Source organism: Achromobacter sp. Marseille-Q4954 (genome assembly GCF_943737025.1).
GTDB lineage: Bacteria > Pseudomonadota > Gammaproteobacteria > Burkholderiales > Burkholderiaceae_B > Achromobacter > Achromobacter bronchisepticus_A.
The window spans coordinates 1,063,415-1,088,551 of the sequence record NZ_CALSFQ010000002.1 but is presented as its reverse complement, the minus strand read 5'-3'; the positions used below and the strand labels follow the sequence as shown (position 1 = coordinate 1,088,551).

23 protein-coding genes are annotated in these 25,137 nt (G+C 64.7%); 20 read left to right on the top strand and 3 right to left on the bottom strand.

The genetic code is table 11. From position 1 onward, the window contains the following. The first annotated feature begins 5 nt into the window (after window positions 1-5). The 11 genes from cheA (at window position 6) to flhF (ending at window position 15,566) form a co-directional block, all read left to right on the top strand. Complete coding sequence (cheA, locus tag NGK62_RS23060; protein WP_251880522.1) at window positions 6-2,126, top strand: chemotaxis protein CheA; 2,121 nt, start codon at window positions 6-8, stop codon at window positions 2,124-2,126. A 16-nt stretch (window positions 2,127-2,142) separates the two neighbouring features. Continuing rightward, a complete protein-coding gene (cheW, locus tag NGK62_RS23055; protein ID WP_059374423.1) occupies window positions 2,143-2,643 on the top strand; it encodes a chemotaxis protein CheW in 501 nt (166 codons plus the stop codon). A gap of 91 nt (window positions 2,644-2,734) precedes the next feature. Further along, on the top strand, window positions 2,735-4,435 hold the full coding sequence (locus NGK62_RS23050; RefSeq protein WP_251880941.1) for a methyl-accepting chemotaxis protein: 1,701 nt from the start codon (window positions 2,735-2,737) through the stop codon (window positions 4,433-4,435). A gap of 8 nt (window positions 4,436-4,443) precedes the next feature. Beyond that, on the top strand, window positions 4,444-5,301 hold the full coding sequence (locus tag NGK62_RS23045) for a CheR family methyltransferase (protein WP_118934090.1): 858 nt from the start codon (window positions 4,444-4,446) through the stop codon (window positions 5,299-5,301). Window positions 5,302-5,321: 20 nt separating this feature from the next. Continuing rightward, window positions 5,322-6,380, top strand: a complete 1,059-nt coding sequence (locus NGK62_RS23040) for a protein-glutamate methylesterase/protein-glutamine glutaminase (protein ID WP_059374430.1) — start codon at window positions 5,322-5,324, stop codon at window positions 6,378-6,380. Window positions 6,381-6,430: 50 nt separating this feature from the next. Then, window positions 6,431-6,820, top strand: coding sequence for a chemotaxis response regulator CheY (gene cheY, locus NGK62_RS23035; RefSeq protein ID WP_013393379.1), 390 nt, complete (start codon window positions 6,431-6,433; stop codon window positions 6,818-6,820). Window positions 6,821-6,828: 8 nt separating this feature from the next. Beyond that, window positions 6,829-7,461: a protein phosphatase CheZ gene (cheZ, locus tag NGK62_RS23030; protein WP_054456663.1), complete on the top strand. Its 633-nt coding sequence runs from the start codon at window positions 6,829-6,831 to the stop codon at window positions 7,459-7,461. A 234-nt stretch (window positions 7,462-7,695) separates the two neighbouring features. Continuing rightward, window positions 7,696-9,243, top strand: coding sequence for a methyl-accepting chemotaxis protein (locus tag NGK62_RS23025; RefSeq protein ID WP_223283474.1), 1,548 nt, complete (start codon window positions 7,696-7,698; stop codon window positions 9,241-9,243). A 186-nt stretch (window positions 9,244-9,429) separates the two neighbouring features. Then, window positions 9,430-10,584: a flagellar biosynthesis protein FlhB gene (flhB, locus tag NGK62_RS23020; protein ID WP_251880520.1), complete on the top strand. Its 1,155-nt coding sequence runs from the start codon at window positions 9,430-9,432 to the stop codon at window positions 10,582-10,584. A 3-nt stretch (window positions 10,585-10,587) separates the two neighbouring features. Beyond that, entirely contained in the window at window positions 10,588-12,708 is a 2,121-nt protein-coding gene (gene flhA, locus NGK62_RS23015; RefSeq protein WP_251880518.1) for a flagellar biosynthesis protein FlhA, read from the top strand. Then, a complete protein-coding gene (flhF, locus tag NGK62_RS23010) occupies window positions 12,705-15,566 on the top strand; it encodes a flagellar biosynthesis GTPase FlhF (RefSeq protein ID WP_251880516.1) in 2,862 nt (953 codons plus the stop codon). Before flhA ends, flhF begins: the two co-directional genes overlap by 4 nt. 109 nt (window positions 15,567-15,675) lie before the next feature. Here the strand turns inward: flhF and NGK62_RS23005 are convergent, their stop codons facing one another. The 3 genes from NGK62_RS23005 to flgA all read right to left on the bottom strand — a co-directional run bounded on the left by NGK62_RS23005 (window position 15,676) and on the right by flgA (window position 17,323). Next, entirely contained in the window at window positions 15,676-16,155 is a 480-nt protein-coding gene (locus tag NGK62_RS23005) for a flagella synthesis protein FlgN (protein WP_054456868.1), read from the bottom strand. A gap of 31 nt (window positions 16,156-16,186) precedes the next feature. Further along, window positions 16,187-16,480 (bottom strand): flagellar biosynthesis anti-sigma factor FlgM, encoded by a 294-nt coding sequence (gene flgM / locus NGK62_RS23000; RefSeq protein ID WP_251880514.1) that lies wholly within the window; start codon window positions 16,478-16,480, stop codon window positions 16,187-16,189. A 129-nt stretch (window positions 16,481-16,609) separates the two neighbouring features. Further along, window positions 16,610-17,323, bottom strand: a complete 714-nt coding sequence (gene flgA / locus NGK62_RS22995) for a flagellar basal body P-ring formation chaperone FlgA (RefSeq protein ID WP_251880512.1) — start codon at window positions 17,321-17,323, stop codon at window positions 16,610-16,612. Between the two features lie 177 nt (window positions 17,324-17,500). Between flgA and flgB the strand changes: the two genes are divergently transcribed. The 9 genes from flgB (at window position 17,501) to flgJ (ending at window position 25,069) form a co-directional block, all read left to right on the top strand. Then, entirely contained in the window at window positions 17,501-17,908 is a 408-nt protein-coding gene (gene flgB / locus NGK62_RS22990) for a flagellar basal body rod protein FlgB (protein ID WP_054456668.1), read from the top strand. A gap of 23 nt (window positions 17,909-17,931) precedes the next feature. After that, window positions 17,932-18,351, top strand: a complete 420-nt coding sequence (gene flgC / locus NGK62_RS22985; RefSeq protein ID WP_054456669.1) for a flagellar basal body rod protein FlgC — start codon at window positions 17,932-17,934, stop codon at window positions 18,349-18,351. A gap of 20 nt (window positions 18,352-18,371) precedes the next feature. Beyond that, entirely contained in the window at window positions 18,372-19,070 is a 699-nt protein-coding gene (locus NGK62_RS22980; protein ID WP_251880510.1) for a flagellar hook capping FlgD N-terminal domain-containing protein, read from the top strand. 71 nt (window positions 19,071-19,141) lie between these two features. Further along, window positions 19,142-20,605: a flagellar hook-basal body complex protein gene (locus tag NGK62_RS22975; RefSeq protein ID WP_251880508.1), complete on the top strand. Its 1,464-nt coding sequence runs from the start codon at window positions 19,142-19,144 to the stop codon at window positions 20,603-20,605. Window positions 20,606-20,642: 37 nt separating this feature from the next. After that, window positions 20,643-21,407, top strand: a complete 765-nt coding sequence (locus NGK62_RS22970; RefSeq protein ID WP_059374449.1) for a flagellar basal body rod protein FlgF — start codon at window positions 20,643-20,645, stop codon at window positions 21,405-21,407. 65 nt (window positions 21,408-21,472) lie between these two features. After that, a complete protein-coding gene (flgG, locus tag NGK62_RS22965; RefSeq protein ID WP_054456673.1) occupies window positions 21,473-22,258 on the top strand; it encodes a flagellar basal-body rod protein FlgG in 786 nt (261 codons plus the stop codon). Next, complete coding sequence (locus tag NGK62_RS22960) at window positions 22,258-22,947, top strand: flagellar basal body L-ring protein FlgH (RefSeq protein ID WP_175180787.1); 690 nt, start codon at window positions 22,258-22,260, stop codon at window positions 22,945-22,947. The genes flgG and NGK62_RS22960 overlap by 1 nt, the downstream gene beginning before the upstream one ends. Window positions 22,948-22,949: 2 nt before the next feature. Then, window positions 22,950-24,086: a flagellar basal body P-ring protein FlgI gene (locus tag NGK62_RS22955; protein ID WP_059374452.1), complete on the top strand. Its 1,137-nt coding sequence runs from the start codon at window positions 22,950-22,952 to the stop codon at window positions 24,084-24,086. A 5-nt stretch (window positions 24,087-24,091) separates the two neighbouring features. Beyond that, entirely contained in the window at window positions 24,092-25,069 is a 978-nt protein-coding gene (gene flgJ, locus NGK62_RS22950) for a flagellar assembly peptidoglycan hydrolase FlgJ (protein WP_118934107.1), read from the top strand. The last annotated feature ends 68 nt before the right edge of the window (window positions 25,070-25,137 follow it).

Here is a 25,137-nt window from a genome sequence, read left to right as displayed (position 1 = left end):
GGGTCATGAGTTCTGGTTTGGACCTCAGTCAGTTTTACGAGACCTTTTTCGACGAGGCGGACGAGCTGCTCGCGCAAATGGAGCAGCTGCTGCTCGAGCTGGATGTGGGCGCGCCCGACATCGAACAGCTCAACGCGATCTTCCGCGCCGCCCACTCGATCAAGGGCGGGGCGGCCACGTTCGGCTGTTTCACGCAGCTGGCGGGCACGACCCATTTGCTGGAAAACCTCCTGGATGCGATCCGTCGCGGCGAAATGGCGCTGCGCACGGACATGATCGATATTTTCTTGGAAACAAAAGACGTGCTCAAAAGCCAACTGGATGCCTATCGGGCCTCCGAAGAGCCCGATGAAGCCGTGTTTGAGCGTATCTGCGCCGTACTGAGGCAGCTTGCGCTGGAGCATAAGGATCCCGCCGCGGCAGCCGCGCCGGCCGAGGCCCCTGCAGCCGTGGCAGCGCCGGCTCCGGCCCCCGCACCGGTGGTTGCCCCGGCGCCTGCCCCCGAGCCCGCAGCGCAAGCGCCGGCCGCGGAAGCGGGCAGCCTGCCTCTGCGTGTGCGGATCACCAAGGTTTCGGACAAGGACGCCGCCTCCCTGCTCGAGGAAATGGGCAATCTCGGCAACGTCAAGGCCAGCGAACGCGCCGACGGCGCCCTGACCGTATGGATGGACAGCACCTGCACGCCGGACGATATCGAGGCCGTATGCTGCTTCATCGTCGACGGCGACCAGCTGGAAATCAGCCGCGAAGCCGCTCCGGCGGGCGTGACGCAGGCTGCAGCGCCGGTTGCGGCCGCGACGCCTGCGCCAGCCCCTGCGCCTACGGTAGCCGAAGCGCCCGCCGTGGCCGAGTCGGCCGCGGCCGCCGAGGCCATCACACAATCCGCCCGCGTGGCGCGGCCTGCCGCGGCGGCCCCGGCGCACGCGGACAAGGAATCCACCTCGATCCGCGTCGGCGTCGAGAAGGTCGACCAGGTCATCAACCTGGTGGGCGAACTCGTCATCACCCAAGCCATGCTGGCGCAGACCGCTTCCACCCTGGATCCGGTGCTGCACGACCGCCTGCTCAATGGCATGGAACAGCTTGAGCGCAATGCCCGCGACCTGCAGGAAGCGGTCATGTCCATCCGGATGATGCCGATGGACTACGTGTTCAGCCGCTTCCCGCGCCTGGTGCGCGACATCGCCAGCAAGATGGGCAAGCAGATCGAACTGCAGACCCACGGCCGCGCGACGGAATTGGACAAGAGCCTGATCGAACGCATCATCGATCCGCTGACGCACCTGGTGCGCAACAGCCTGGACCATGGCATCGAGACGCCCGAAAAGCGCGTTGCCGCTGGCAAGGACCCCGTCGGGCAACTGGTGCTGTCCGCCCAGCATAACGGCGGCAACATCGTCATTGAAGTCAGCGACGACGGCGGCGGGCTGAACCGCGACAAAATTCTGAAAAAGGCAATCGCCCAGGGCCTGCCGGTCAACGAGAATTCGCCGGACGACGAAATCTGGCAACTGATCTTCGCGCCGGGCTTCTCCACCGCCGAAAAGGTGACGGATATCTCCGGCCGCGGCGTGGGCATGGACGTGGTGCGCCGGAACATCCAGGACATGGGCGGCCACGTGCAGCTGTCGTGCGAGCCGGGCAACGGCACCACGACGCGCATCGTCCTGCCGCTGACGCTGGCCATTCTGGACGGCATGTCGGTGCGCGTCGGCGAGGAGACCTTCATCCTGCCGCTGAATCACGTAACCGAATCGCTGCAGCCCACCAATGACCAGATCTACTCGGTGGCGGGCAATGAGCGTGTGATGCACGTGCGCGGCGAGTACCTGCCGCTGGTTGAGATGCACCGGGTGTTTTCGGTCGGTGACGCCCAGACCGATCCCACGCAGGCCATCGCGGTCATCATGCAGGCCGAAGACCGCCGTTTTGCGCTGCTGGTGGATCACCTGATCGGCCAGCACCAGGTCGTGGTGAAGAATCTGGAATCGAATTACCGCAAGGTGCCGGGCATTTCCGCCGCCACCATCCTGGGCGATGGCAGCGTGGCCTTGATTGTCGACGTATTTGCGCTTGCGCGCGCCAACCGCGAGCGTTGGTCGCAGCCCGAAGCCATTCTGAATTGACGGAGAAATAAACCTCATGGCAGCTAACCCGCAAACGCAAGCCCGACGCAAGGAAGATGTCGGCAGCGAGTTCCTGGTCTTTACGCTGGGCGACGAAGAGTACGGCATCGATATCCTGAAGGTGCAGGAGATCCGCGGCTACGACGCCGATTCGGTCACGCGCATCGCGAATGTGCCGCCGTTCATCAAGGGCGTGACAAATCTGCGCGGCATCATCGTGCCTATCGTCGACCTGCGCATCAAGTTCAATCTGGGGCGCGTCGAGTACAACGAACAGACCGTGGTCATCATTCTCAACCTCGATCGCCGCGTCGTCGGCATCGTGGTGGATGGCGTGTCTGATGTGTTGATGCTCAATTTGGGGCAGATCCGCCCGGCGCCGGAGTTTGGCGCAACCCTGTCCACCGAGTACCTGACGGGTCTGGGCACGGTGGACGAGCGCATGCTGATCCTGGTGGATATTGAAAAAATGATGACCAGCGACGAAATGGCGCTGGTGGAGAAGGCCGCGTCCTGATCGGAACGGCCTGCTTGGGAGGTAGAAGCGCCATATTGAACCCAATGTGGCGCTTTCCTTTAACGACTTCAATCTGGGAGTGGTTCTTGTGATTCGCAAGTTCTTCGCAAACATGACGATACGCAGCAGCCTGTTGTGGGTGCTGGCGTTTTTCTCATTCATGTTGGTGATAGGGGCCGCGCTGGGCGTGCTGTCCCTGCGCATCAGCAATGGCACTCTGGCGCAGATCAAGCAATCGCAAGAGCTGGATGATGCGGTCGGCCGTGTGGTTTCCAGCTACAAGGACTCCATGACCGGCCTGGGCCGCGCGGCTGCGGCCAACTATGCTGACATCGTGAAGAGCGTGGGGCAGCCGACCTTGCTGACCCAGGGTCTGTCATCCGAGGCGGCCGGCTTGCTGGAGCGCGCCAAGGCCTCCATGAACAAGGGGCAGGCCGAGTACGAGTATTACAAGAGCCTGGCCCGGCCGGCCGAAGCGGCCGATGCCCTGAAGGAAATCGACGAATCTTATGACGCGCTGGTCCGGCAAGGACTGGCGCCGCTGGTGGCCGCCCTGGAAAAGGCGGACATGCCCGCCTACCAGAAGCAGGTCCAGACGGTACAGGACGCGCTCGAGGGACGCTACGCACGAGCCATCGAAGGCTTTGACTTCTGGCGCGCCAGCAAGACGCTGGATGCCCACGAGGTGGCGCAGGTGCGTTACCAGTTCGTCCTGATGGCGGTAGCGGCTGGCGGCGTGATCGCCGCGTTGCTGGTGTTTGCCACCTACGTGTTCCTGCGCCGCCGCGTGCTGCTGCCGTTGAAGGAAGCCGGTCATCATTTCGACCGCATCGCCGGTGGCGACCTCACTGCCCGCGTGGACGTGCGCAATACCAACGAAATCGGCCAGTTGTTCGCCGCGTTGAAGCGCATGCAGGAAAGCCTGACGCGCACCGTGGCGTCGGTGCGCCGCGGGGTGGATGAGATCAACGTCGGCTCGCACGAGATCGCGGCGGGGAATACGGACCTGTCCAGTCGCACCGAGCAGCAGGCTGCCTCGCTGGAGGAAACCGCGGCCTCGATGGAAGAGTTGGCCTCGACCGTCAAGCAGAACGCAGACAATGCGCGCCAGGCCAACCAGCTGGCGGCCAGCGCCTCGGACGTGGCTGAGCGCGGCGGTTCGGCGGTGTCGGAAGTGGTCAGCACCATGCAGGAAATCTCGGCCAGCTCGCGCAAGATCTCCGAGATCGTATCGGTGATCGACGGCATCGCCTTCCAGACCAATATTCTGGCGCTGAACGCGGCGGTGGAAGCGGCGCGCGCCGGTGAGCAAGGCAAGGGTTTCGCAGTGGCGGGCGAAGTGCGCTCGCTGGCGCAACGTAGCGCCCAGGCAGCCAAGGAAATCAAGGGTTTGATCGAGGACTCCGTGACCAAGGTCGGCGCGGGTTCGCAGCAGGTGGAGCGCGCTGGCTCGACGATGCAGGAAATCGTGGCTTCGGTGAAGCGTGTGACGGACATCATGGGCGAGATCTCGGCGGCGTCGGAAGAACAGTCCAGCGGCATCGATCAGGTGAACCGCGCCGTGTCGCAGATGGACGAGGTGACCCAGCAGAACGCGGCGCTGGTGGAAGAGGCGGCGGCTGCCGCGGGTTCCCTGCAGGAACAGGCACAACGCCTGGCCGAAGCGGTATCCGTGTTCAAGATCAATGCGGGCGAGGTCATCGAAGTTCCGGCCCAGCGCCTGTCGTCGGCGCGTTCTTCCGGCGACGATACACGTTTGCAGGCGCCTGACGCGCTTGCGCTTGGGCACTGAGGATAGCAGTGGCTACAGCAGCGGCAACCCAGGCGCCGTCCATTTCGGTGGAACGCCAATTCGATTTTCGCGATGCGGACTTTTCGCGCGTGCGCAAGATGATCCACGCCTACGCGGGCATTTCGTTGGGCACGCACAAGCGCGAAATGGTCTACAGCCGCTTGGCCCGGCGCCTGCGTGCGCTGGGCATGCAGGATTTCGGCAGCTATCTGGACCAGCTGGAAAATGAGCCGAATGCGGCCGAGTGGGAAGATTTCGTCAACGCATTGACGACCAACCTGACCGCTTTCTTCCGCGAAGCCCATCACTTTCCCATCCTGGCCGACTTCGCCAAGCGGCGTGGCGGTCCGGTGTCGGTGTGGTGCTGTGCGGCCTCCACCGGGGAAGAGCCGTATTCGATCGCCATGACGCTGGTGGAAGCGCTGGGCCCCAGGGCCAGCGCAAGTTCGGTGCTGGCCACCGATATCGACACCAATGTGCTCAACCGCGCGCGGGCTGGAGTCTATCCGGCCGAGCGCGTGGACAAAATGGACGGCGAGCGTCTGCGGCGTTTCTTTCTGAAGGGCCGCGGCGCCAACGAAGGGCAGGTGCGGGTGCGCCCGGAAATCGCTGACATGGTCCGCTACGAGACCCTGAATCTCTTGGCGCCGGCTTGGCAGATCAATGAACAGTTCGATGTGATCTTCTGCCGCAACGTCATGATCTATTTCGACAAACCCACCCAGGCCAGGATCCTGGAGCGGTTTGTGCCGCTGCTCAAGCCGGGTGGCTTGCTGTTTGCCGGCCATTCCGAAAACTTCACCTACATCAGCCGGGATTTTCGTCTGCGCGGGCAGACCGTCTATGAATGCGCGGGCAGGTCCTGAGCGGGACGAGGCAGCAAAAAATGAAGAAAATTAGCGTTTTGTGTGTGGACGATTCGGCATTGGTGCGTGGCCTGATGACCGAGATCATCAACAGCCAGCCGGACATGGAGGTGGTCGCAACCGCGCCCGATCCACTGGTGGCGCGCGAACTCATCAAGCGCCACAACCCCGACGTGCTGACGCTGGACGTGGAAATGCCCCGCATGGACGGGCTGGATTTCCTTGAAAAACTGATGCGCCTGCGTCCCATGCCGGTGGTGATGGTGTCGTCGCTGACCGAACGCGGCGGCGAAATCACGCTGCGGGCCTTGGAACTGGGCGCGATCGACTTCGTCACCAAACCCAAGCTGGGCATCCGCGACGGCCTGCTCGAATATACCGAGATCATCGCCGACAAGATACGCGCCGCCTCGCGCGCCAAGCTGCGCGCGCCCACGGCGCATGCCGCGCCCGCCGCACCCGCACCCATGTTGCGCCGCCCGCTGGCCAGCTCGGAAAAACTGGTGATCGTCGGCGCGTCCACGGGGGGCACGGAGGCGATCCGCGAGGTGCTGCAGCCGCTGCCGCCCGACAGCCCGGCCATCCTGATTACGCAACACATGCCGGCGGGTTTCACGCGTTCCTTCGCGCAGCGCCTGGACGCCCTGTGCGCCGTGACCGTCCGCGAAGCCGTGCATGGCGACCGCGTACTGCCCGGACACGTGTATCTGGCGCCGGGCGGCGACATGCACATGCGTTTGGGCCGCAGCGGCGCCAACTACGTGATCGAACTTGAAGCCAGCGAACCCGTCAACCGCCACCGTCCGTCGGTGGACGTGCTGTTCAATTCGGCCGCCGTCGCCGCCGGCAAGAACGCCATCGGCGTCATCCTGACCGGCATGGGCAAGGACGGCGCGGCTGGCATGTTGGCCATGCACCGCGCGGGCGCCCACACGATTGCGCAGGACGAGGCCAGTTGCGTCGTCTTCGGCATGCCCCGCGAAGCGATCGCCTTGGGCGCCGCGGATGAAGTGGTTTCGTTGTCGGCGATAAGCGAACGCATTCTGACTCGCCTGGGCGATCGCGGGCACCGCGTCTGACGCGCAAGGCTCCCCGATCGGTCCAAGCTAAATTTTTTCTGGAGTAGAAGATGGTAGACAAGGGCCTGAAGATTCTGGTGGTGGATGACTTCCCCACCATGCGGCGGATCATCCGCAACCTGCTCAAGGAGCTGGGTTTCGAGAACGTGGATGAAGCCGAAGACGGCGCCATCGGCCTGGAAAAGCTGCGCAACGGCGGTTTCCAGTTCGTGGTGTCCGACTGGAACATGCCCAATCTCGACGGCCTGGAGATGCTCAAGCAGATCCGCGCCGACGCGGCGCTGGCTTCGCTGCCCGTGCTGATGGTGACGGCCGAGGCCAAGAAGGAAAACATCGTTGCCGCGGCCCAGGCCGGCGCCAACGGTTATGTGGTCAAGCCTTTCACGGCGGCGACGCTGGAAGAGAAGCTCAACAAGATCTTCGAGAAAATCGCCGGTTGAGGTGAGCCATGAGCACGACGGAACATGAGAGCCCGGGCGAATCCCCCGACCTGATCCATCGCATCGCGTCGCTGACGCGCATGCTGCGCGACAGCATGCGCGAGCTGGGGCTGGATCAGGCCATCAAGGACGCCGCCAACGCCATTCCCGACGCCCGCGATCGTCTGCGCTACGTGGCGCAGATGACGGAGCAGGCCGCCAACCGCGTCTTGAACGCCACCGAGCAAGCCGGTCCCATCCAGGACGGCCTGTCGCGTTCGGCGCAGGCGCTGGATGCGCGCTGGCAGCAGTGGTACGACCAGCCCCTGGAACTGCCCGAGGCGCGCGAACTGGTGAAGGACACCCGCGCCTACCTGCAGGATGTGCCGAAACAGGCGCAGCAGACGCAATCCCAGCTGATGGAAATCATCATGGCGCAGGATTTCCAGGACCTCACGGGCCAGGTCATCATGCGCATGATGGACGTGGTGGGCGCGATCGAGCGCGAACTGCTGCAGGTGCTGCTGGACAACGTCCCGCAAGAACGCCGCGACGAAGCGAACAGCCTGCTCAACGGGCCGCAGATCAGTCCGCAAGGCAAGACCGACGTGGTGACCAGCCAGGATCAGGTCGACGACCTGCTGGCCAGCCTGGGCTTCTAGCCGGGAGCCGCGCCGCCGGACAGGGTCTCCGGCGGCGCGTTTTCCTGGTGGTGCCGCCGCGCATGAAGGTAGTCCGCATGAAGGTAGTCCCTAAGGGCGCAAAGAGCGCCTCATGGATAGACTCCCCTCCAGAACAATAATCAGGGGCTGTGCAGCGTGAATCATGGCGCGCAATGCGCGCCAGGCAACGGATGCCCATAGAAGGCGATCCGGGCCGGCACAAGGAGGTTGATCATGGCCAGATCCGTATTCCGCCTGGGCGGCATGTGGCGGTTGTTGCGGCGGCTCAATCGCGGCGACGCGACACTGTCGGAACGCACGCTATCCATCAGTCCGGCTGTTTGGCCGCTGTACGGTTTCATGACGCGCATACGCAGCCGCATCATGACCGTACGCCAGTCCAGCATAGAAATCGCGCTGAATGCCGCGCGCACGCAGTTCCAGGCGGGCCATTGCTCGATCCTGGCGCAGGAGCAGGCGCGGGCTGCTGAGGCGCTCGCCGCCAGCGGCGCGCAAATCGCCGCCTTGTCGACATCAACATCCACCCATGCGCGCGAGATTGCCGAGGTGTCGGGGCAGAATCTGCACGCGGCGCAGCAGGCGCTGGCCGAACTGTCGGACGTCAAGGCGCGGGTAGAGCGCATGACGCGGGAGATGGCTTCATTCACCGAGGTGGTCGGGCAACTGACGGACCGCGCCCAGTCGGTCGGCGACATCAGCAAGCTGATCAAGGAGATCGCCCTGCAGACTCAGCTCCTGGCCTTGAACGCCGGGGTCGAGGCGGCCCGGGCAGGGGACGCGGGAAGGGGGTTCGCGGTGGTCGCCAGCGAGGTCGGGCGGCTGGCCGAACGCGTGAACTCGGCCACCAGCGATATCGGCCGACATACCGCCGAGATGTTGGAGCTGGTGGAGACGACCCAGCATCAGACCGGCACGCTGCGCGAGGACGTCAACGCTTCCGGCGTAGTGCTGGATCGGACATGCTCAGGCTTTGAGCGTTTCGTGCGCGACTTCGACAGCATGAACCGCCAGGTCGGCGACGTCGTTCAGGCCATCGGCGAGGTGGACTCGACCAACCACGGCATGAGCGAAGAGGTGGGGCGGATTGCCGCGCTGAGCGCCGACGTGTTGAAACGCGTGGGCCACATGTCCGGCGAGATCGACCGCATCCGCCGCCAGACGGAAAGCGTGCAGGAGGTGCTGGCCGACATGCGCACCGGCAATACCGCTTTTGACGGCCTGTCCCAGGCTCTCGAAGCCTTCCGGGATGCCGCCGTCAACCTGCTGGAAGACGCCAGGAGCCGCGGAGCGGACGTGTTCGACCGCCACTACCGGCGCATTCCCGGCAGCGAACCCGCGCGCTACCACACCAGTTACGACCGGCAGATCGACGAGACGGTGACGCAGCTGCTGGATAGCGTGCTGGATGGCGTGCCGGGCGGGATCTACACGATCCTGGTGGACGGCCGGGGTTACGCGCCGGCCCACAATCGCCGCTTTTCCCAGGCGCCTACCGGCGATCCGAAGCAGGACATCCTGCGGGTGCGCAACAAGCGCATCTTCGATGATCCGGTGGGCTTGCGCCTGGCGACCAATACCGGCGGAATGCTGCTGCAGACCTATTCCCGCGATACGGGCGAAATCGTCAATGACATATCCATTCCGGTCTATCTGGGGTCGGAACATTGGGGCGCGGTGCGGATCGGCCTGGATTTCGGCCGCTTCCAAGCGGCGGCCGGAGAGGGCGAGGCAGACCGGCTGGCGGTCGCCACGGGCGGCTGACGCCGCTGGCCCGCCCGGGGCCGGGCGCGTTCCGGGCGGGCCTGGAACGCGCTGCCTGAAACGCATCCGGGAATAGCGCCGCTTTCCCCCCGTTTCTTGGCTTATCGCCGAGCCCCTGGGCCTCCTAGAATCTCGGCGGGCAGCTCGTCATTCCATAATCCGCGAGCCGCGACAATACCGCAGAGCATGGCCGAAGAAAGCGACCTCGAAAAAACCGAAGCCGCCTCTCCCAGGCGCCTGGAAAAGGCGCGCGAGGAGGGGCAGATTGCGCGTTCCCGCGAATTGGGAACGTTCATGATGCTGGCGGCGGGCGTGGGCGCCATCTGGGTGGGCGGCAGTTCGCTCTACCAGACCCTGAGCGGCGTGTTGCGAAACGGCCTGGCGTTTGATCAGCGTATCGTCCTCGATCCCGGCGTGATGGTCGAACGCGCGGTCGAAGGTTTCGGCGAGGCCTTGCTGGTGCTGCTGCCGATTTTCGGGCTGCTGGCTGTCATCGCGGTGCTGTCCAGCGTGCTGTTGGGCGGCATCGTCATCTCGGGCAAGCCCCTGCAGTTCAATTTCTCCAAGCTCAGCCCCATTGCGGGCGTGAAGCGGATGTTCTCGTCGCAGACGGTGGTGGAACTGATCAAGGCGCTGGCCAAGGCCGCGCTGGTCGGCGGGGTGGCGGTCTGGGTCATCTGGCGCTACCACGACGACATGCTCAGCCTGATGCACGTGGCGCCGTCGGCGGCGCTGATCAAGGCGCTGACGCTGGTGGCGATGTGCTGCGCCTTCATCGTGGCTTCCCTGATGGTCATCGTCATGCTGGACGTGCCGTGGCAGATCTGGAGCCACCTGAAGAAGCTGCGCATGTCCAAGGAAGACGTGCGCCAGGAGCACAAGGAAAGCGAAGGCGACCCCCACGTGAAGGCGCGCATCCGGCAGCAGCAGCGCCAGGCGGCGCGCCGCCGCATGATGGCGGAAGTGCCCAAGGCGGACGTGGTGGTGACCAACCCCACGCACTACGCCGTGGCTCTCAAGTACGACGAGGAAAAGAGCGGCGCGCCGCGCGTGCTGGCCAAGGGTACGGGCCTGATCGCGGCCAAGATCCGCGAGCTTGCCGCCGAGAACCGCATCCCGACATTGGAAGCGCCGCCCCTGGCGCGCGCATTGCATCAACACGTGGAGATTGGGCAGGAAATTCCGTCCGAACTCTACACCGCGGTGGCAGAAGTGCTGGCATGGGTCTTCCAGCTGCGCTCCTGGCGGGCCGGTTGGGGCGCCGAACCGACGGCCCCGACCCGGTTGCTCGTGCCGGTCGAGCTGGACCCGCAAGCCAAAACCGCAGCACAAGGAGCTTAAGGAATGAGCGCTTTGCTCACCATGTTGAAGAGTAACGGGGCCACGCATGCGCGGCTGCTGGCAGGGCCGATCCTGATCGTGATGGTGCTGGGCATGATGGTCTTGCCCCTGCCCACGTTCCTGCTCGACCTGCTGTTCACCTTCAACATCGCGTTGTCGGTGATGATCCTGCTGGTGGCCATGTTCACGCGCAAGCCGCTGGATTTTGCGGCATTCCCGGCCGTGCTGCTGTTCGCCACGCTGCTGCGCCTGTCGCTGAACGTCGCCTCCACCCGCGTGGTGCTGCTCCATGGCCATACCGGGCCCGACGCTGCGGGCAAGGTCATTGAGGCCTTCGGCCACTTCCTGGTCGGCGGCAACTTTGCCGTGGGGATCATCGTCTTCGTGATCCTGACCATCATCAACTTCATCGTCATCACCAAGGGCGCGGGCCGTATCGCCGAAGTGGGCGCGCGCTTCACCCTGGACGCGATGCCGGGCAAGCAGATGGCGATCGATGCGGACCTGAATGCCGGCCTGATCGGCGAAGACGAGGCGCGGAAGCGCCGCGCGGAAGTCTCTCAGGAATCCGACTTCTTCGGCTCGATGGACGGCGCCAGCAAGTTCGTGCGGGGCGACGCCGTCGCCGGCCTGCTGATCATGGCGATCAACATCATCGGCGGCCTGATCGTGGGCGTGGCCCAGCATGACATGTCGATGGGTGATTCGGCGCGCGTCTACACGCTGCTGACCATCGGCGACGGTCTGGTGGCGCAGATCCCGGCGCTGGTGATCTCCACCGCCGCGGGCGTGGTGGTATCGCGCGTCTCGACCGACCAGGACATCGGCCAGCAGATTCTCAGCCAGCTGTTCTCCAACCCCAGCGTGCTGTTCCTGACGGCCGGCATCGTCGGCATCATGGGCCTGATCCCCAACATGCCGCACGTTGCGTTCCTGACCCTGGCCGGCGCGCTGGGCTGGGGCGGTTGGATGCTGTACAAGCGGCAAACTGCGGCGGCGGCAGCGGCGGCCGAGGTGCCGCCGCAGGCCGTTACGCAGGCTCAGGCCGCGGCGGCCGAGGCCAGTTGGGACGACGTGTCCATGGTGGACCAGCTGGGCCTCGAGGTCGGCTACCGCCTGATCCCGCTGGTGGATCATGCCCAAAACGGCGAGCTGCTGCACCGGATCCGCAGCCTGCGCAAGAAATTCGCTCAGGACGTGGGCTTTTTGCCGCCGGTCGTGCATATCCGCGACAACCTGGAACTCAAGCCCAACGATTACCGCATCCTGCTGTCCGGCGTGGAGGTCGGCCACGGCGTCGCCATGCCGGGCCAGTGGCTGGCCATCGACCCGGGCGGCGTGACCGTGCAGATCAAGGGCACGCCCACGACCGATCCCGCCTTCGGCTTGCCGGCGCTGTGGATCGACGGCAGCCTGCGCGATCAGGCGCAGGTGGCGGGCTATACGGTGGTGGATGCCGGCACCGTGGTCGCGACGCACCTGAATCACCTGATGCACCGTCACGGTTCCAATCTGCTGGGCCGCCAGGAAGTGCAGCAATTGCTGGACCGCATTGGACGCGACGCGCCCAAGCTGGTCGAGGACCTGGTGCCCAAGACCCTGTCGCTGACGGCGCTGCAGAAGGTGCTGCAGGGCCTGCTGTCGGAAGAAGTGCCGATCCGCGACATGCGCACCATCATCGATACCTTGTCCGAACATGGTCCGCGCCTGGCGGCGCTGGCCGCCGGCACCGGCAGCCAGCCCGACATCAACGAACTGATCGCGCTGACGCGCCGTTCGCTGGGCCGCGCCATTACCCAGCAATGGTTCCCGGGAGAGGGCGAGCTGCGGGTAATCGGCCTGGACGTGAAACTCGAGCGCGTGCTTTCGCAGGCGATGACGACCAGCGGCGGCCTGGAACCCGGGTTGGCCGATACGTTGTTGCGCGAAGCGCAGGCCGCGGTCGAGCGCCAGGAATCGCAAGGCAATGCGCCGGTGTTGCTGGTGTCTCCGGTCTTGCGTGCGCCTTTGTCGCGCTTCCTGCGGCACCATCTGCCGCAGCTGGGCGTGTTGTCGAATACGGAAATACCCGATGAGCGCATGGTGCGTGTTACCGCGCTGATCGGCGGAGGTAATGGGGCATGAAGATAAGCCGATTTTTCGGGGCGAACAGCCGCGATGTGATGCGCCAGGTCCGGCAGGTGCTGGGACCGGACGCGCTGATCGTGTCGAACCGTAGCGTCGATGGCGGCGTCGAGGTGCTGGCTACCGTCGAAGGCGCTTTTGACGATGCCGCCCACGAGCCCGCGCCGCGCCAGGAAGCTGCGCCCGTCCGGCCGCTCGAAGCGCGGCCGCTGCCACCTGCGGGCGCGCCGGCAGGCATGCGCTTCGATGCGTCTGAGCAGGCAGGACGTGCGCCCGCGCCCGTGATGCCCCAGGGCGGATACGCGGCGCCGTCGCGTTCTATCGCCGCATACCAGACCGCTTACGCATCTTCGACACAGCCTGAAGATGAAGCGCCCCGGGTTGCTCCTATAGCGCCCCAGCCGGCGGCGCCCGTGCGGGTTGAATTGCCATCCCTGCCACCGTTGCGCCAGGTCCCCGCTGATCAGTCCGCCGCATCCGCTGCCGCGCCTGGCGCTCCTGCGGCATCATCCGCGTATGCTGTTGCGCCCGCCGGGCAGGCCCCGGCGGCTGCCGCTGCCTATTCGGGCGTGCCTGCAAGCGCGGCTCCGGCGCCTGCGGCTTATACGCCAGCCACGCCCCAACCGGCACCGGCGCCTTACACGCCGGCCGCCCCTCAACCGGCACCCGCGCCTACGATGGCCCGCATGCCGGATGCGCCGTTGCGCCAACCGCCGGTTTTGCCGCCTGCGGCGATGCCGGCTGACGCCGCAGCGGGATTGCAGGACGCCATCAGCGCACTGCGTGGCGCTCTGGAAAGCCGCATGGACGGCCTGCTCTGGGGCGGCCGCCAAGGACCGGGCCGGGAACCCGCGGGCGCGGCGCTGTTCCGCAGCCTGCTGGACGCGGGGTTCAGCACCAAGCTGGTGCGCACCCTGGTGGAGCGCCTCCCGGAAGGAATGACGCCGGAAGCGGCGCTGAGCTGGGCCCGCAACGAGCTGGTGACCCACCTCCCGGTGCTGCGTTCCGAAGATGAGTTCCTGGCCGGCGGCGTATACGCCCTGGTCGGTCCGACCGGGGTGGGCAAGACGACCACGCTGGCCAAGCTGGCCGCGCGTTGCGTGGCGCGCGAGGGCCGCGAGCAGGTCGCGATGCTGACCACCGACAATTTCCGGATCGGCGCGCTGGAACAGTTGCAGATTTACGGACGCTTGATGGGCGTGCCCGCCCATTCGGTGCGCGATGCGGGCGAGCTGCGCCGCATCCTGGCTGAGTTGGGCAGCCGCAAGATCGTGCTGATCGATACCACTGGCATCAGCCAGCGCGACCGCCAGGTGGCGGAGCAGGCGGCCATGCTGTGCAATGCGGGCAAGCCGGTGCGCCGGCTGCTGGTGCTCAACGCGGCCAGCCAGGGCGACACGCTGGACGAAGTGGCGCATGCGTATCGCAATGGCGTGGGCGAGGATGTCGCCGGCTGCATCATTACCAAGCTGGACGAGGCTACCCGCCTGGGCGCGGCGCTGGATACGGCCATCCGTCATCGTTTGCCGATCCATTACATGTCGGTCGGGCAAAAGGTGCCTGAACACATGGAGCTGGCTCGCGCCGACGTGCTGATCGACCGCGCTTTCTCGATGGTCGAGCGCGCCCGCGCGCTATACACCCCCAGCGAGGCAGACCTTGCGACGCTGGTGTCCGCGTCGCGGGAGCCCGAAAGCGCGGATCCGGCGCGCAAGCGGCAATTGCTGGCTTCCGCCATCCTGCGTCCGCAAGGTGGCGCGAGTTCCATCGAGGCGGCCCAGAACCTGGACGACGCCATTTCCTGGCTGGAAAGCGATCCGGCCTGCGTGCAGGCTCGCGCGTCCTGGCGCGGCTATGTCGGCGACAGTTCGGGCGCGAGCGTAGCTGCGCTGGGCGATGAACCCTTGGCGATGGTGCGCCGAGAATTTTCCGCGGTCTGCGGACGGCACCTGCTTGCCATGCATGGCAAGGCCGCCATGAAGGGAGAGGGTCTTCCTGGCGGAGCCGTGTTGGGCACGCTGTTGATGAGCGATCGTGGCACGGCTCTGGCGGCACCCGCGCAGCAATTGGTTTTGCCGCATGGGCTGCTCTCTTCATTTGCGCCGGCGGCGCCGGCACAGCCAGACGCGGCCCTGGCGTTGCAGGGGCGTGTTACCTGGCTGGCCGAGAAGCTGGAGCGCGTCCCGGTTGTTCAGATGCTGGAAACGGGCACATCCGCCTTGTGGCCGGCTTTGAGCGAGCAGGGCGTCGCCTGGGTTGCGCGCAGCGCCGGCGGCCAGCGCGTCATCCAGGATGACTGCCCGACCAATCTGAATGCCGTGGGTAAGAGCGTGGGCTATTTGCCCGTCGGCCAGCCCGGCGATATGCCGGGGCTGCACAGCGTCCAGGGCAGCAAGCGCGTGCCCCTGGCGTTGTGGGCTTCGGGTACGGAAGTGACCCTGCCTGGCCGTAGCGGCGGCGAACCCGTCCGGCTGGTCTGCGCCCGACTGATCGACACGGTCAGCGGCGAGGTGGCCGGGCAGCTGTTTGGCATGACCAATCTGCCCGCGTCCCAAGCGGATGCGGCCACCGTAGCGCGCTGGCTGGTGCTGCAGGACGAGGCCAAGGCGGGGTTCCGCTATATGGCTAATGCGTGGCAGGCTTTGCCGGCGGTGGACGGCGCCCATGCCTTGGCGCGCCAATCGCTGATGGCCGGTCAGATGGGCGCGGCATGCTGGCAGCTGGCGCACACGTCGGCGGCGGAAGTGCTGCGCGGACCCTTGTCGGGCATCATGGGAACGGATCGCAAGCTGTCCGGGCGCATGTTGCCGCTGGCTTTGCTGAAGATGTATGCGATGCTGGAGATGACAGCGGGGTAACGAAGGCCGTGGCTGGGGTGGTTTTGCGCAAGTGCGTGATGGGTTGCGCGCGATAGCGAGGTGGGTTCCGGCGCGCGAAACCGGCGCGCTTTACCTATCCTACGTCGGTTCAGCCCGCTACGATGGGTTTGCGGCCGGGGCCGCTGCGTGCGCCACGGCCGCGGGCGTCGTAAGTGGATACAGTACCACCCGCCGCACCCAAGCCGCGCAGGGCGTCCAGTGACTGCTGCGTGTAGCGCAGATGCACGTCGATGAGCGCGCCGTTGCGCAAGTTGATTTCGTTGGCGGATGCCGATTTGCTCAGCAAAGCCTGCCAGACGCCCGACAGCTGTGGATGCAGAACGGCTGCCTGTTCGGTGCCGGTATGCCCGGCGGGCAGGCCGATCTCCGCGAGCAGGGAGTCCCGGACCTGGCTCAGGTCCACGAGCTTGCGGGCGACGTCGCCCTTGCGCTCGGTGATTTCCTGCAGCGTGCCGACGCTTCCCAAGCCCACCAGCACTTCGGTCTCTTCTTCCAGAATGGCGGAGAACTCGGTGATCAGGGCATCTTCCTGGCGCATGCAGGATTGCAGGGATTCGACGGTGCTCATGGTCATGCTGTTCGGCTCGGGAGGTTCGGGGTTACTTCAGCAAATCGCGGGCGCTGGCAATCAGGCTGTCCGCGATGCGGCCGGTGTCGATCTTCAACTGACCCGAAGCGATTGCCGCGCGGATGGCGGCCACGCGTTCGACGTTGATGTCATTGGACCCGTCCTGCAGCGCCAGCAGTTTGCGCGACGCCGAGCTCAGCGCCACCTGCGAGCTGCTGGAGCCGCTGGCACTGCCGGCGCCGTAGGCCTGGGCAACCGCCGAGTCGGCGCGGGGCACGACGGCGTCAGCCGATAGGGGGCGGTTGGTGGTGGAATTGATCTTCAAGATTTTCTCCGCAGGGCGTCCTGGGTCGGTTGTGCGACGGTTTCGCCTACTTATGCCTCAGTAACGGCAGGGCCGGAAGGAACTTTAGGGGAGGGCGGTGTGTTGGTGCAATGCGACATGTAACAACAATTACAGTTGTATTTCCACCAGGCTGGCATTGCGCACCACGCCGCTGACCACCTGGCCGCCCGCGGTGCGGACCTGCACGGTTGCGCCGGGCGCCGCGTTGTCGAGCGCCTGGCCTTCGCTGCTGACGACGAAGCCGTTGCCGCGCGCGTTGATGCGGACGTTGGCGCCGCGCACCACCGATTGTGCGTTGCGCAACCCGGAACCCCGTACTGCTTGCCCGGCATTGATCCGGTGCACGGCCGTCATGCCCACCACCGTCTGCGGATCCGTAATCGCGCCCGGGGGCAGGGCGACCAGGTCGCCGTCCCGTGGGGCGAGGTCGTCCGGCGTCAGGGCCTGCCCTGCGGCAATCATGCGTGCGGCGACGTAATAGTGGCCCGGCACGCTCACCGTCGCCTGAACATAGGCCGTCCAAGGTTTGGGGGCGTTGCAGCGCACCCCGACGGTCATGCGCGAACGCAGTTTCATGCCCGAGGGCATAAAAGGGGACATGGCGTCGCAAGGCGCCAGGCGTTCCGCGCGCGGCGGGTCTATCGCTATCGAGGGTTGCCCTGGAAGGCCGGCCAATTGATCCAGCAGATAGGTTTGCGCGACAAGAGCGATCGCCTCGGGCGCCTGGGTGGCGGTTTCCTGCCCCTGCGCGGCGGCCAGGGGCAACAGCAGGGCTGCCAGGCAGCTTGCGCGCGCGCGGAGTCGAGGGGCGGATATTTTCATGATGGAGGAATTGTAGAAGTCCGCGGCATTCGGCAATACGTGAATTGGATGAGAAATGGCGGGTTATTTGGCTGATTGTGTTGAGCCACCGGCCCCTATGATGCCGTCATCCAATGGGATAACGGTCTGTCCGGCATCCCTGGCTTTATCTGAATTGCAACGCACCAAGGCGCCCCGATGCTAGACAGGCTTAATGAAGATTTCCGGTTTTTCCAGCAGTCCCTGGGACTGCGCGCGCAACGCCAGGAAGTGCTGTCGTCGAACATCGCCAACGCCGATACGCCCAACTACAAAGCGCGCGATTTCGACTTCAAGACGGCCATGGCCAACGCCATGGAAGGCACGAAACGCCTGCCCGACACCGCGCTCACGCTGACTGCCGCTCGCCATATTCCGGCCAAGGCTGTATCGCAAGGTCCGACGGAACTCCTGTACCGCCTGCCGTACCAGCCGAGCATGGATGGCAACACGGTGGACATGGACATCGAACGCGTGCAGTTCGCCGATAACACCCTGCATTACCAAAGCACGATGCAGATGCTGTCTGGCCGTATCCGGACCATGATGGCCGCAATTCAGGAATGATTCTTTAAAGGGAGCGGCAGGCAATGTCCTTGTTGAGCATTTTCGATATCGCCGGTTCGGCGCTCAGCGCGCAATCGCAGCGCATGAACGTGGCGGCCAGCAACATGGCCAACGCCGACAGCGTGGTTGGCCCCGACGGCAAACCCTACCGCGCCCGCCAGGTCGTGTTCCAGGTGAATCCCCCGGCCGGCCAGGCGCTGGGCCAAGAAATAGGCGGCGTGCGCGTGGCTGGGGTGGTAGAAGACCAGTCTCCCTTGAAGCAGGTCTATGACCCGCAGCACCCCATGGCCGACGCTCAGGGCTACGTCAGCATGCCCAACGTTGACCCGGTGGCCGAAACCGTGAACATGATCGCGGCCTCGCGCTCTTACCAGGCAAACGTGGAGGTGCTCAACACCGCCAAGGCGCTGATGCAGAAGACCCTTACCATCGGCCAGTCCTAATTTCCGGAACCAGTTAATCCATGACCACTATCGACCAATCGACGAGCAAGACCGGTTTGGGCCTGGCTCAAACGGGCGCCAATAGCAGCAGCACGGCGCAAGGCTTGCAGGACCAGTTCCTGAAGCTGCTGGTCACGCAGCTGCAGAACCAGGATCCCCTGAATCCGATGCAGAACGCCGAGCTGACCTCCCAGCTGGCGCAGATCTCCACGGTGGAAGGCATCACCAACCTGAAGAACACCATGCTCGCCATCAGCGGCCAGATCGACGTGTCTCAGTCGATGAATGCCGTGGCCATGATAGGCAAGGGCGTGCTGATTCCCGGCTCCAAGATCAAGTCCGGCGTGGATGCAACGGATCCGGGTGGCCGCGTCGTCACGCCTTACGGTCTGGATCTGCAGGGCGATGCCCAGAAGGTGCAGATCCGTATCTCCGACGCCAACGGCGCGGTCGTGCGCACGATCGAAACGAAGGACCAGAAGCCTGGCGTGTACACGCTGTCCTGGGATGGCAAGAACGATCAAGGCATTGCGCTGGAGCCGGGTGCTTACACCGTGTCCGTTCTGGCCACGGATGCCGATGGCAAGAAGGTGAACGCAGAAGTCCTGAGCTACGGCCAGGTCAAGAGCGTGGCGTACTCCACTGAAGGCCTGAGGCTGGATCTGGGCCTGGATGGCCAGACCAGCATGCTGGACGTGCGCAAGGTGATCGGCGCCTGAAGCGTGCGCAATGTATCGGTGCCGGCGCATGGGCGGCGGCTTCCCCTAGTTAAAGATTAGCGAGAATAAACATGGGTTTCGGACAAGGATTGAGCGGCTTGAACGCCGCAGCGCAGAACCTGGACGTCATCGGCAACAACATCGCCAACTCTGGCACGGTCGGCTTCAAGTCCGCCACCGCCTCGTTCGCCGACGTCTACGCCAGCTCGCGCGTCGGCCTGGGCGTGAAGGTCGCGGCCATCAACCAGCGCTTTACCGTGGGCACGGTGAATGGCGGCGGCGGCGAGTACGACATCGCCATTGACGGCGCCAAGGGCATGTTCCGCGTCACCGACCAGAGCGGTGCGGTGATGTACACCCGCAACGGCGAATTCCTGGTCGACAAGAACAACTTCATCGTGAACGCTCAGGGCTATCGCCTGACAGGCTATCCGCCGGGCTCGGTTGGAGCCAACCCGGTGGAATTGCAGCTGCCCACTGCCAACGTGGCGCCCAAGGCGACCGCAGCCGGCACTACCGTTGCCAACCTGAACGCCAATGCCAAGGTTATCTACGAAACCAATACGACGACGGATCCTGGTTCCGATGGCACTGTCACGCTCAATGGTTTGCCGTACACGTTTACCAGGAACGGGACGGGAGCGTTGGTATGGGCCGGAGCTGCCCCGGCCGACGGCACATACACGAACGGCGCCAATAGTGTCACTATCACTGGCGGAGTAGTCACCGGCGATATCAAGACCATGGCCGGTTACAGCGAATACGTGGCCCCCACCGTGGAGGTCGGCAAGCCGTTCGATCCGAAGCAGTCCAGCACCTACACGAACGCATCGCCGATGACGGTGTTCGATTCGCTGGGCAACTCGCATCAGGTCATGCAGTACTTCGTGAAGCGTCCTTCGACCGGTCCCGATATCAGCAACTATGACGTCTATTACACGATAGATGGCAAAGCCATGGCGCCGACGACCGAAGCTGGTGGTGTATGGGGCAATCCGCAGAAGTTCACCTTCAACAAGGCGGGTGTGATGACCAGCGCGCCAGTGGTGAACCTGTCGTTTGCAACCCCGGGTGAAGGCGCTGCTCCGGCCGATCCCATCAACATCGCAATGAACTACGCGGGCACCACGCAGTTTGGCAGCGCCTACACCTTGGTGGCCAAGCCGGACGGCTACGCATCCGGTGAGTTCAGCGGCATCAACATCGGCGGCGACGGCAGCCTGGTGGCAAGCTACACCAACGGCCAGACCCAGGTCGTCGGTACCATCGTGCTGGCCGACTTCTCCAACCTGCAGGGTCTGCAGCCCGTGGGCAACAACGCCTGGACGGAAACCTCCGCGTCCGGCCAGCCCATCTTGGGCCAGCCCGGCACCAACGGCCTCTCCAAGGTCGTGGGCCAGGCCACGGAGTCGTCCAACGTCGACATGAGCAAGGAACTGGTCAACATGATCATTGCCCAGCGCACCTACCAGGCCAACTCGCAGACCATCAAGACCCAGGACGAAATCATGCAAGTCCTGATGAACTTGAAGTAAGCCCGGCAGGCACGAGACGACACCGACGGAATAGGCAATGGACCGTATCATCTACACCGCCATGAATGGCGCGGCGCGCATCACCGAGCATCAGGCCGCGCTTTCCAACAACATGGCCAACGTGAACACGGCGGGTTTCCGCGAGCAGATCGCGCTGTACCGCTCCGTGCCGGTCACGGATGGGACGAGCCTGCCCACGCGTGTTTCGACGGTGGCGTCCACGCCGCGCAACAGCTTCCAGATGGGCAATATGCAGACCACGGGCCGGGATCTGGATGTGGCGCTGTCCAGCGAGCGCGGCTGGATCGCTGTGCAGACGCCGCAAGGCGAGGCCTACACTCGCGCCGGCAGCCTGCAGGTCGGCATCAATGGCCTGTTGCAGACCTCGCTGGGCCAGCCCGTGCTGTCTGACCAGGGCGGTCCCATCGACGTGCCCGACCAGGCTGCGCTGACGATCACGGCGGACGGCACCATTACCGCCATCGGCGCTGGCGACGCGCCGAACAACATCCTGAACCTGGGCCGGATCAAACTGGCCAACCCGCAGAACGAGCAGCTGGTGCACGGCGACGACGGCGTATTTCGCATGGCGCCCGTCAATGGCCAGCCTGCGCCTCCGGTACCCGCCGACCCCAGCCTGCGGCTGTTGTCGGGCGTACTGGAAGGCAGCAATACCAATCCGATGGCGGCGATGGTAGGCATGATCGCCAACGCCCGCCGCTTCGAACAGCAGATGCAGGTGATCCAGCAGTCGGACCGCAACGCCGAACGCGCCAACGGCATCCTGTCGGTAAGCGCCTGATACGGCAACTGAACTAGAAACAATTTTTGCGCGCGGCCGGGCCGCGACACCAGGAGTACTTCATCATGATGCGTTCGTTGTGGATCGCCAAGACGGGCCTGGAAGGTCAGCAGACCTCCATGGACGTGATTTCGAACAACTTGGCCAACGTTTCGACCAATGGCTTCAAGCGCGGCCGCGCCGTGTTCCAGGACCTGATGTACCAGACGCTGCGTCAGCCCGGCGCCCAGGTCGGCGACGCCACCCAGCTGCCGTCGGGCCTGCAACTGGGTACTGGTGCGCGCGTTGCCGCGACCGAGCGCATCCACACGGCGGGCAACCTGAACAACACCGGCAGCGAGATGGACATCGCCATCAACGGCCGTGGTTTCCTGCAGGTCGAACTGCCTGACGGCACCCAGGCCTACACCCGTGACGGCGCGTTGCAGCGTGACCAGAACGGCCAGTTGACGACCGTCAGCGGCTACGTGATCCAGCCGCCGATGAACATCCCCGACAATGCGCTGTCGATCTCTATCGGCAACGACGGCATCGTTTCGGTTACGCAGCCCGGCGCCGCCGGCATCAACGTACAGATCGGCCAGCTGCAGATCGCCACGTTCATCAACCCCACCGGGTTGCAGAGCGTAGGTGAAAACCTGTATCTGGAAACCGACGCTTCGGGACCCGCCAACCTGTTGCAGCCTGGCGTGGATGGCGCCGGTTCGATCATGCAGAAGTACGTTGAAACTTCCAACGTCAACGTCGCCGAAGAACTGGTCAACATGATCACCACACAGCGCGCGTACGAAATGAACAGCAAGGCCGTCAAGACCTCGGACGAAATGCTGGCTCGCCTGACTCAACTGTGATGTCCATGTCTGTCCTGCGCCTGGTATCGAGTGCGGCCCTGGCTATGCTGGTGGCCGGTTGCGCCATGATCCCGCCCGAGCCCATCGTGACCGGGCCGACGACGGCGGCGCCGCCGCCGCCGCCCACGCCCATGGCGCAGCCGACGGGCTCGATCTATCAGCCGACGACCTACGGCAACTATCCCTTGTTCGAGGACCGCCGGCCGCGCAACGTGGGCGACATCGTCACTATCGTCCTGAACGAGAAGACCAATGCTTCCAAGAACGTCGCCACCAACACTAACCGTAGCGGCAGCGCCTCCCTGGGCATCGCCGCCGCGCCGTCCTTCATGGACAGCTGGGCCAACGCCAACCTGAACACCGACGCCAAGGGCGGCAATGTGTCGCAGGGCAAGGGTGACAGCACGGCGAACAATGCCTTTACCGGCACCATCACCACCACGGTGGTGGGGGTGATGTCCAATGGCAACCTGCAGGTCGCGGGCGAAAAGCAGATCGCCATCAACCGGGGCAGCGAATTCGTGCGCTTCTCCGGCGTGGTCGATCCGCGCTCCATCACCGGCACCAACACCGTGTCGTCCACGCAGGTGGCCGACGCCCGCATCGAGTACCGCAGCAAAGGCGTCATGGATGAAGTCCAGACCATGGGCTGGCTGCAACGCTTCTTCCTGATCGCTTCGCCGTTCTGAACATGAAACAACCGAATCCGATATCCGCCTTGGTGTCCTTGTTGGCGCGCGTCTGCATTTCGGTCGGGCTGGTGGCCGGCGCGGGCGCGGCACACGCCGAACGGCTCAAGGATCTGGCTTCAATCCAGGGCGTGCGGGGCAACCAGCTGATCGGCTATGGCCTGGTCGTGGGCCTGGACGGCAGCGGTGACCAGGTGCGGCAGACGCCGTTCACGCAGCAAAGTCTGACCAATATGCTGTCGCAGCTGGGCATCACCGTTCCGCCCGGCAGCAATATGCAGTTGAAGAACGTGGCCGCGGTCATGGTCACGACCACGCTGCCGGCTTTCGCCCGCCCGGGGCAGACGCTGGACGTGGTGGTGTCGTCCATGGGTAACGCCAAGAGCCTGCGCGGCGGCACGTTGCTGATGACTCCGCTCAAAGGCGCCGACAGCCAGGTCTACGCCATCGCCCAGGGCAATATCCTGGTGGGCGGCGCGGGCGCCTCCGCCGGCGGTTCCAGCGTGCAGATCAACCAGTTGAACGGCGGACGCATCAGCGCCGGCGCCATTGTCGAGCGCGGCGTGCCCACCACGTTCTCGCGCGACGGCTACGTTTACGTGGAACTGAACAACACCGATTTCGGCACGGCGCAGAATGTGTCCATGGCGTTGAACCGCAAGTTCGGCCAAGGCACCGCTACCGCCCTGGACGGGCGCGTGGTGCAGGTCCGTACGCCGATGGACCAGGCGTCGCAGGCGCGTTTCCTGTCGCAGCTCGAAGATTTGCAGGTGACGCGCGCGCCCACCGTGGCCAAGGTCATCATCAACGCCCGGACGGGTTCGGTCGTCATGAATCGTACCGTCATGATCGAAGAGGCGGCCGTGGCCCACGGCAATCTGTCGGTCATCATCAATCGCCAGAACCAGGTGTCTCAGCCTGACACGCCGTTCACGGAAGGGCAGACGGTAGTGGTGCCCAATACCCAGATCGAGGTGCGCCAGGAAAACGGCTCCCTGCAGCGCGTGAGCACCAGCGCCAATCTGGCGGACGTGGTCAAGGGCTTGAACGCCTTGGGCGCCACGCCGCAGGACCTGCTGGCGATTCTGCAGGCCATGAAGACCGCCGGCGCCTTGCGCGCCGAACTGGAAATCATCTGACGGCCATGGCTTACACCAATGATGCGGCGCGCGGCGCCAGCCGGCAGGATTCGGTCTTCGACATGGGCCGCCTGTCGGACTTGAAGCGCGACGTCAAGAAAGATCCTGAGGGGACCGAGCAGCAGAAGCAGGTCGCCAAGCAGTTCGAGGCCCTGTTCCTGCAGATGATGGTCAAGCGCATGCGCGAGGCGACGCCCAAGGAGGGGCTGTTCGACTCGCAGCAGACGCAGATGCTGCAGTCCATGGCGGACGAGCAACTGGCCTTGCATCTGGCGTCGCCCGGCATCGGATTGTCTGGTGCCATCTTGGCGCAGATGCAGCAGGGCAAGCCCGGCGAGCTGGGCGCGGATGCCGTCAAGCGCCTGGGAGAGGGTTCGGATCTCGATTTCCGCTCGGCCGGCTCGCGCGAAGTCTCGGCCCTGTTGAATGTGATGCGCAACAACAGCGCGCAGAACCGGGCGCTGGCCGCCGCGGAAGGCGCGCCCGACCACGTGGTCTCTTTCGTGTCCAAAATGTCGCGCGCCGCCAATCTCGCTTCCCAGCAAAGCGGCGTGCCGGCCCGCCTGATCATGGGCCAGGCGGCGCTGGAGTCGGGCTGGGGCAAGCGCGAGATCAAGCACCAGGACGGCAGCACCAGCTACAACCTGTTCGGCATCAAGGCGGGTTCCAGCTGGAAGGGTCAGGTCGTCAACGTGCTGACCACCGAATACGAAGATGGCGTCGCGAAAAAGGTGACGCAACCTTTCCGCGCCTACGCGTCCTATGAGGAATCGTTCGCGGATTACGCCCGTCTGATCGGCAACAGCCCGCGCTACGAGGGTGTCACGCAGGCGCGCAACGAGATCGAGGCGGCCCGCCGGATCCAGGACGCGGGCTATGCGACGGATCCGCAGTACGCGCAAAAATTGATCGGCGTGATGAGCCAGTTGCGGGGCGCGGCATCCAAGGTGGAAATTTCTCGCCAGATGTTGGAAGGACTCTAAATTCGGATCATCTCCTGCCGTTAATTGGATATCCAGGCATATCAGCGGTTAAATACGGGGCATTGTCA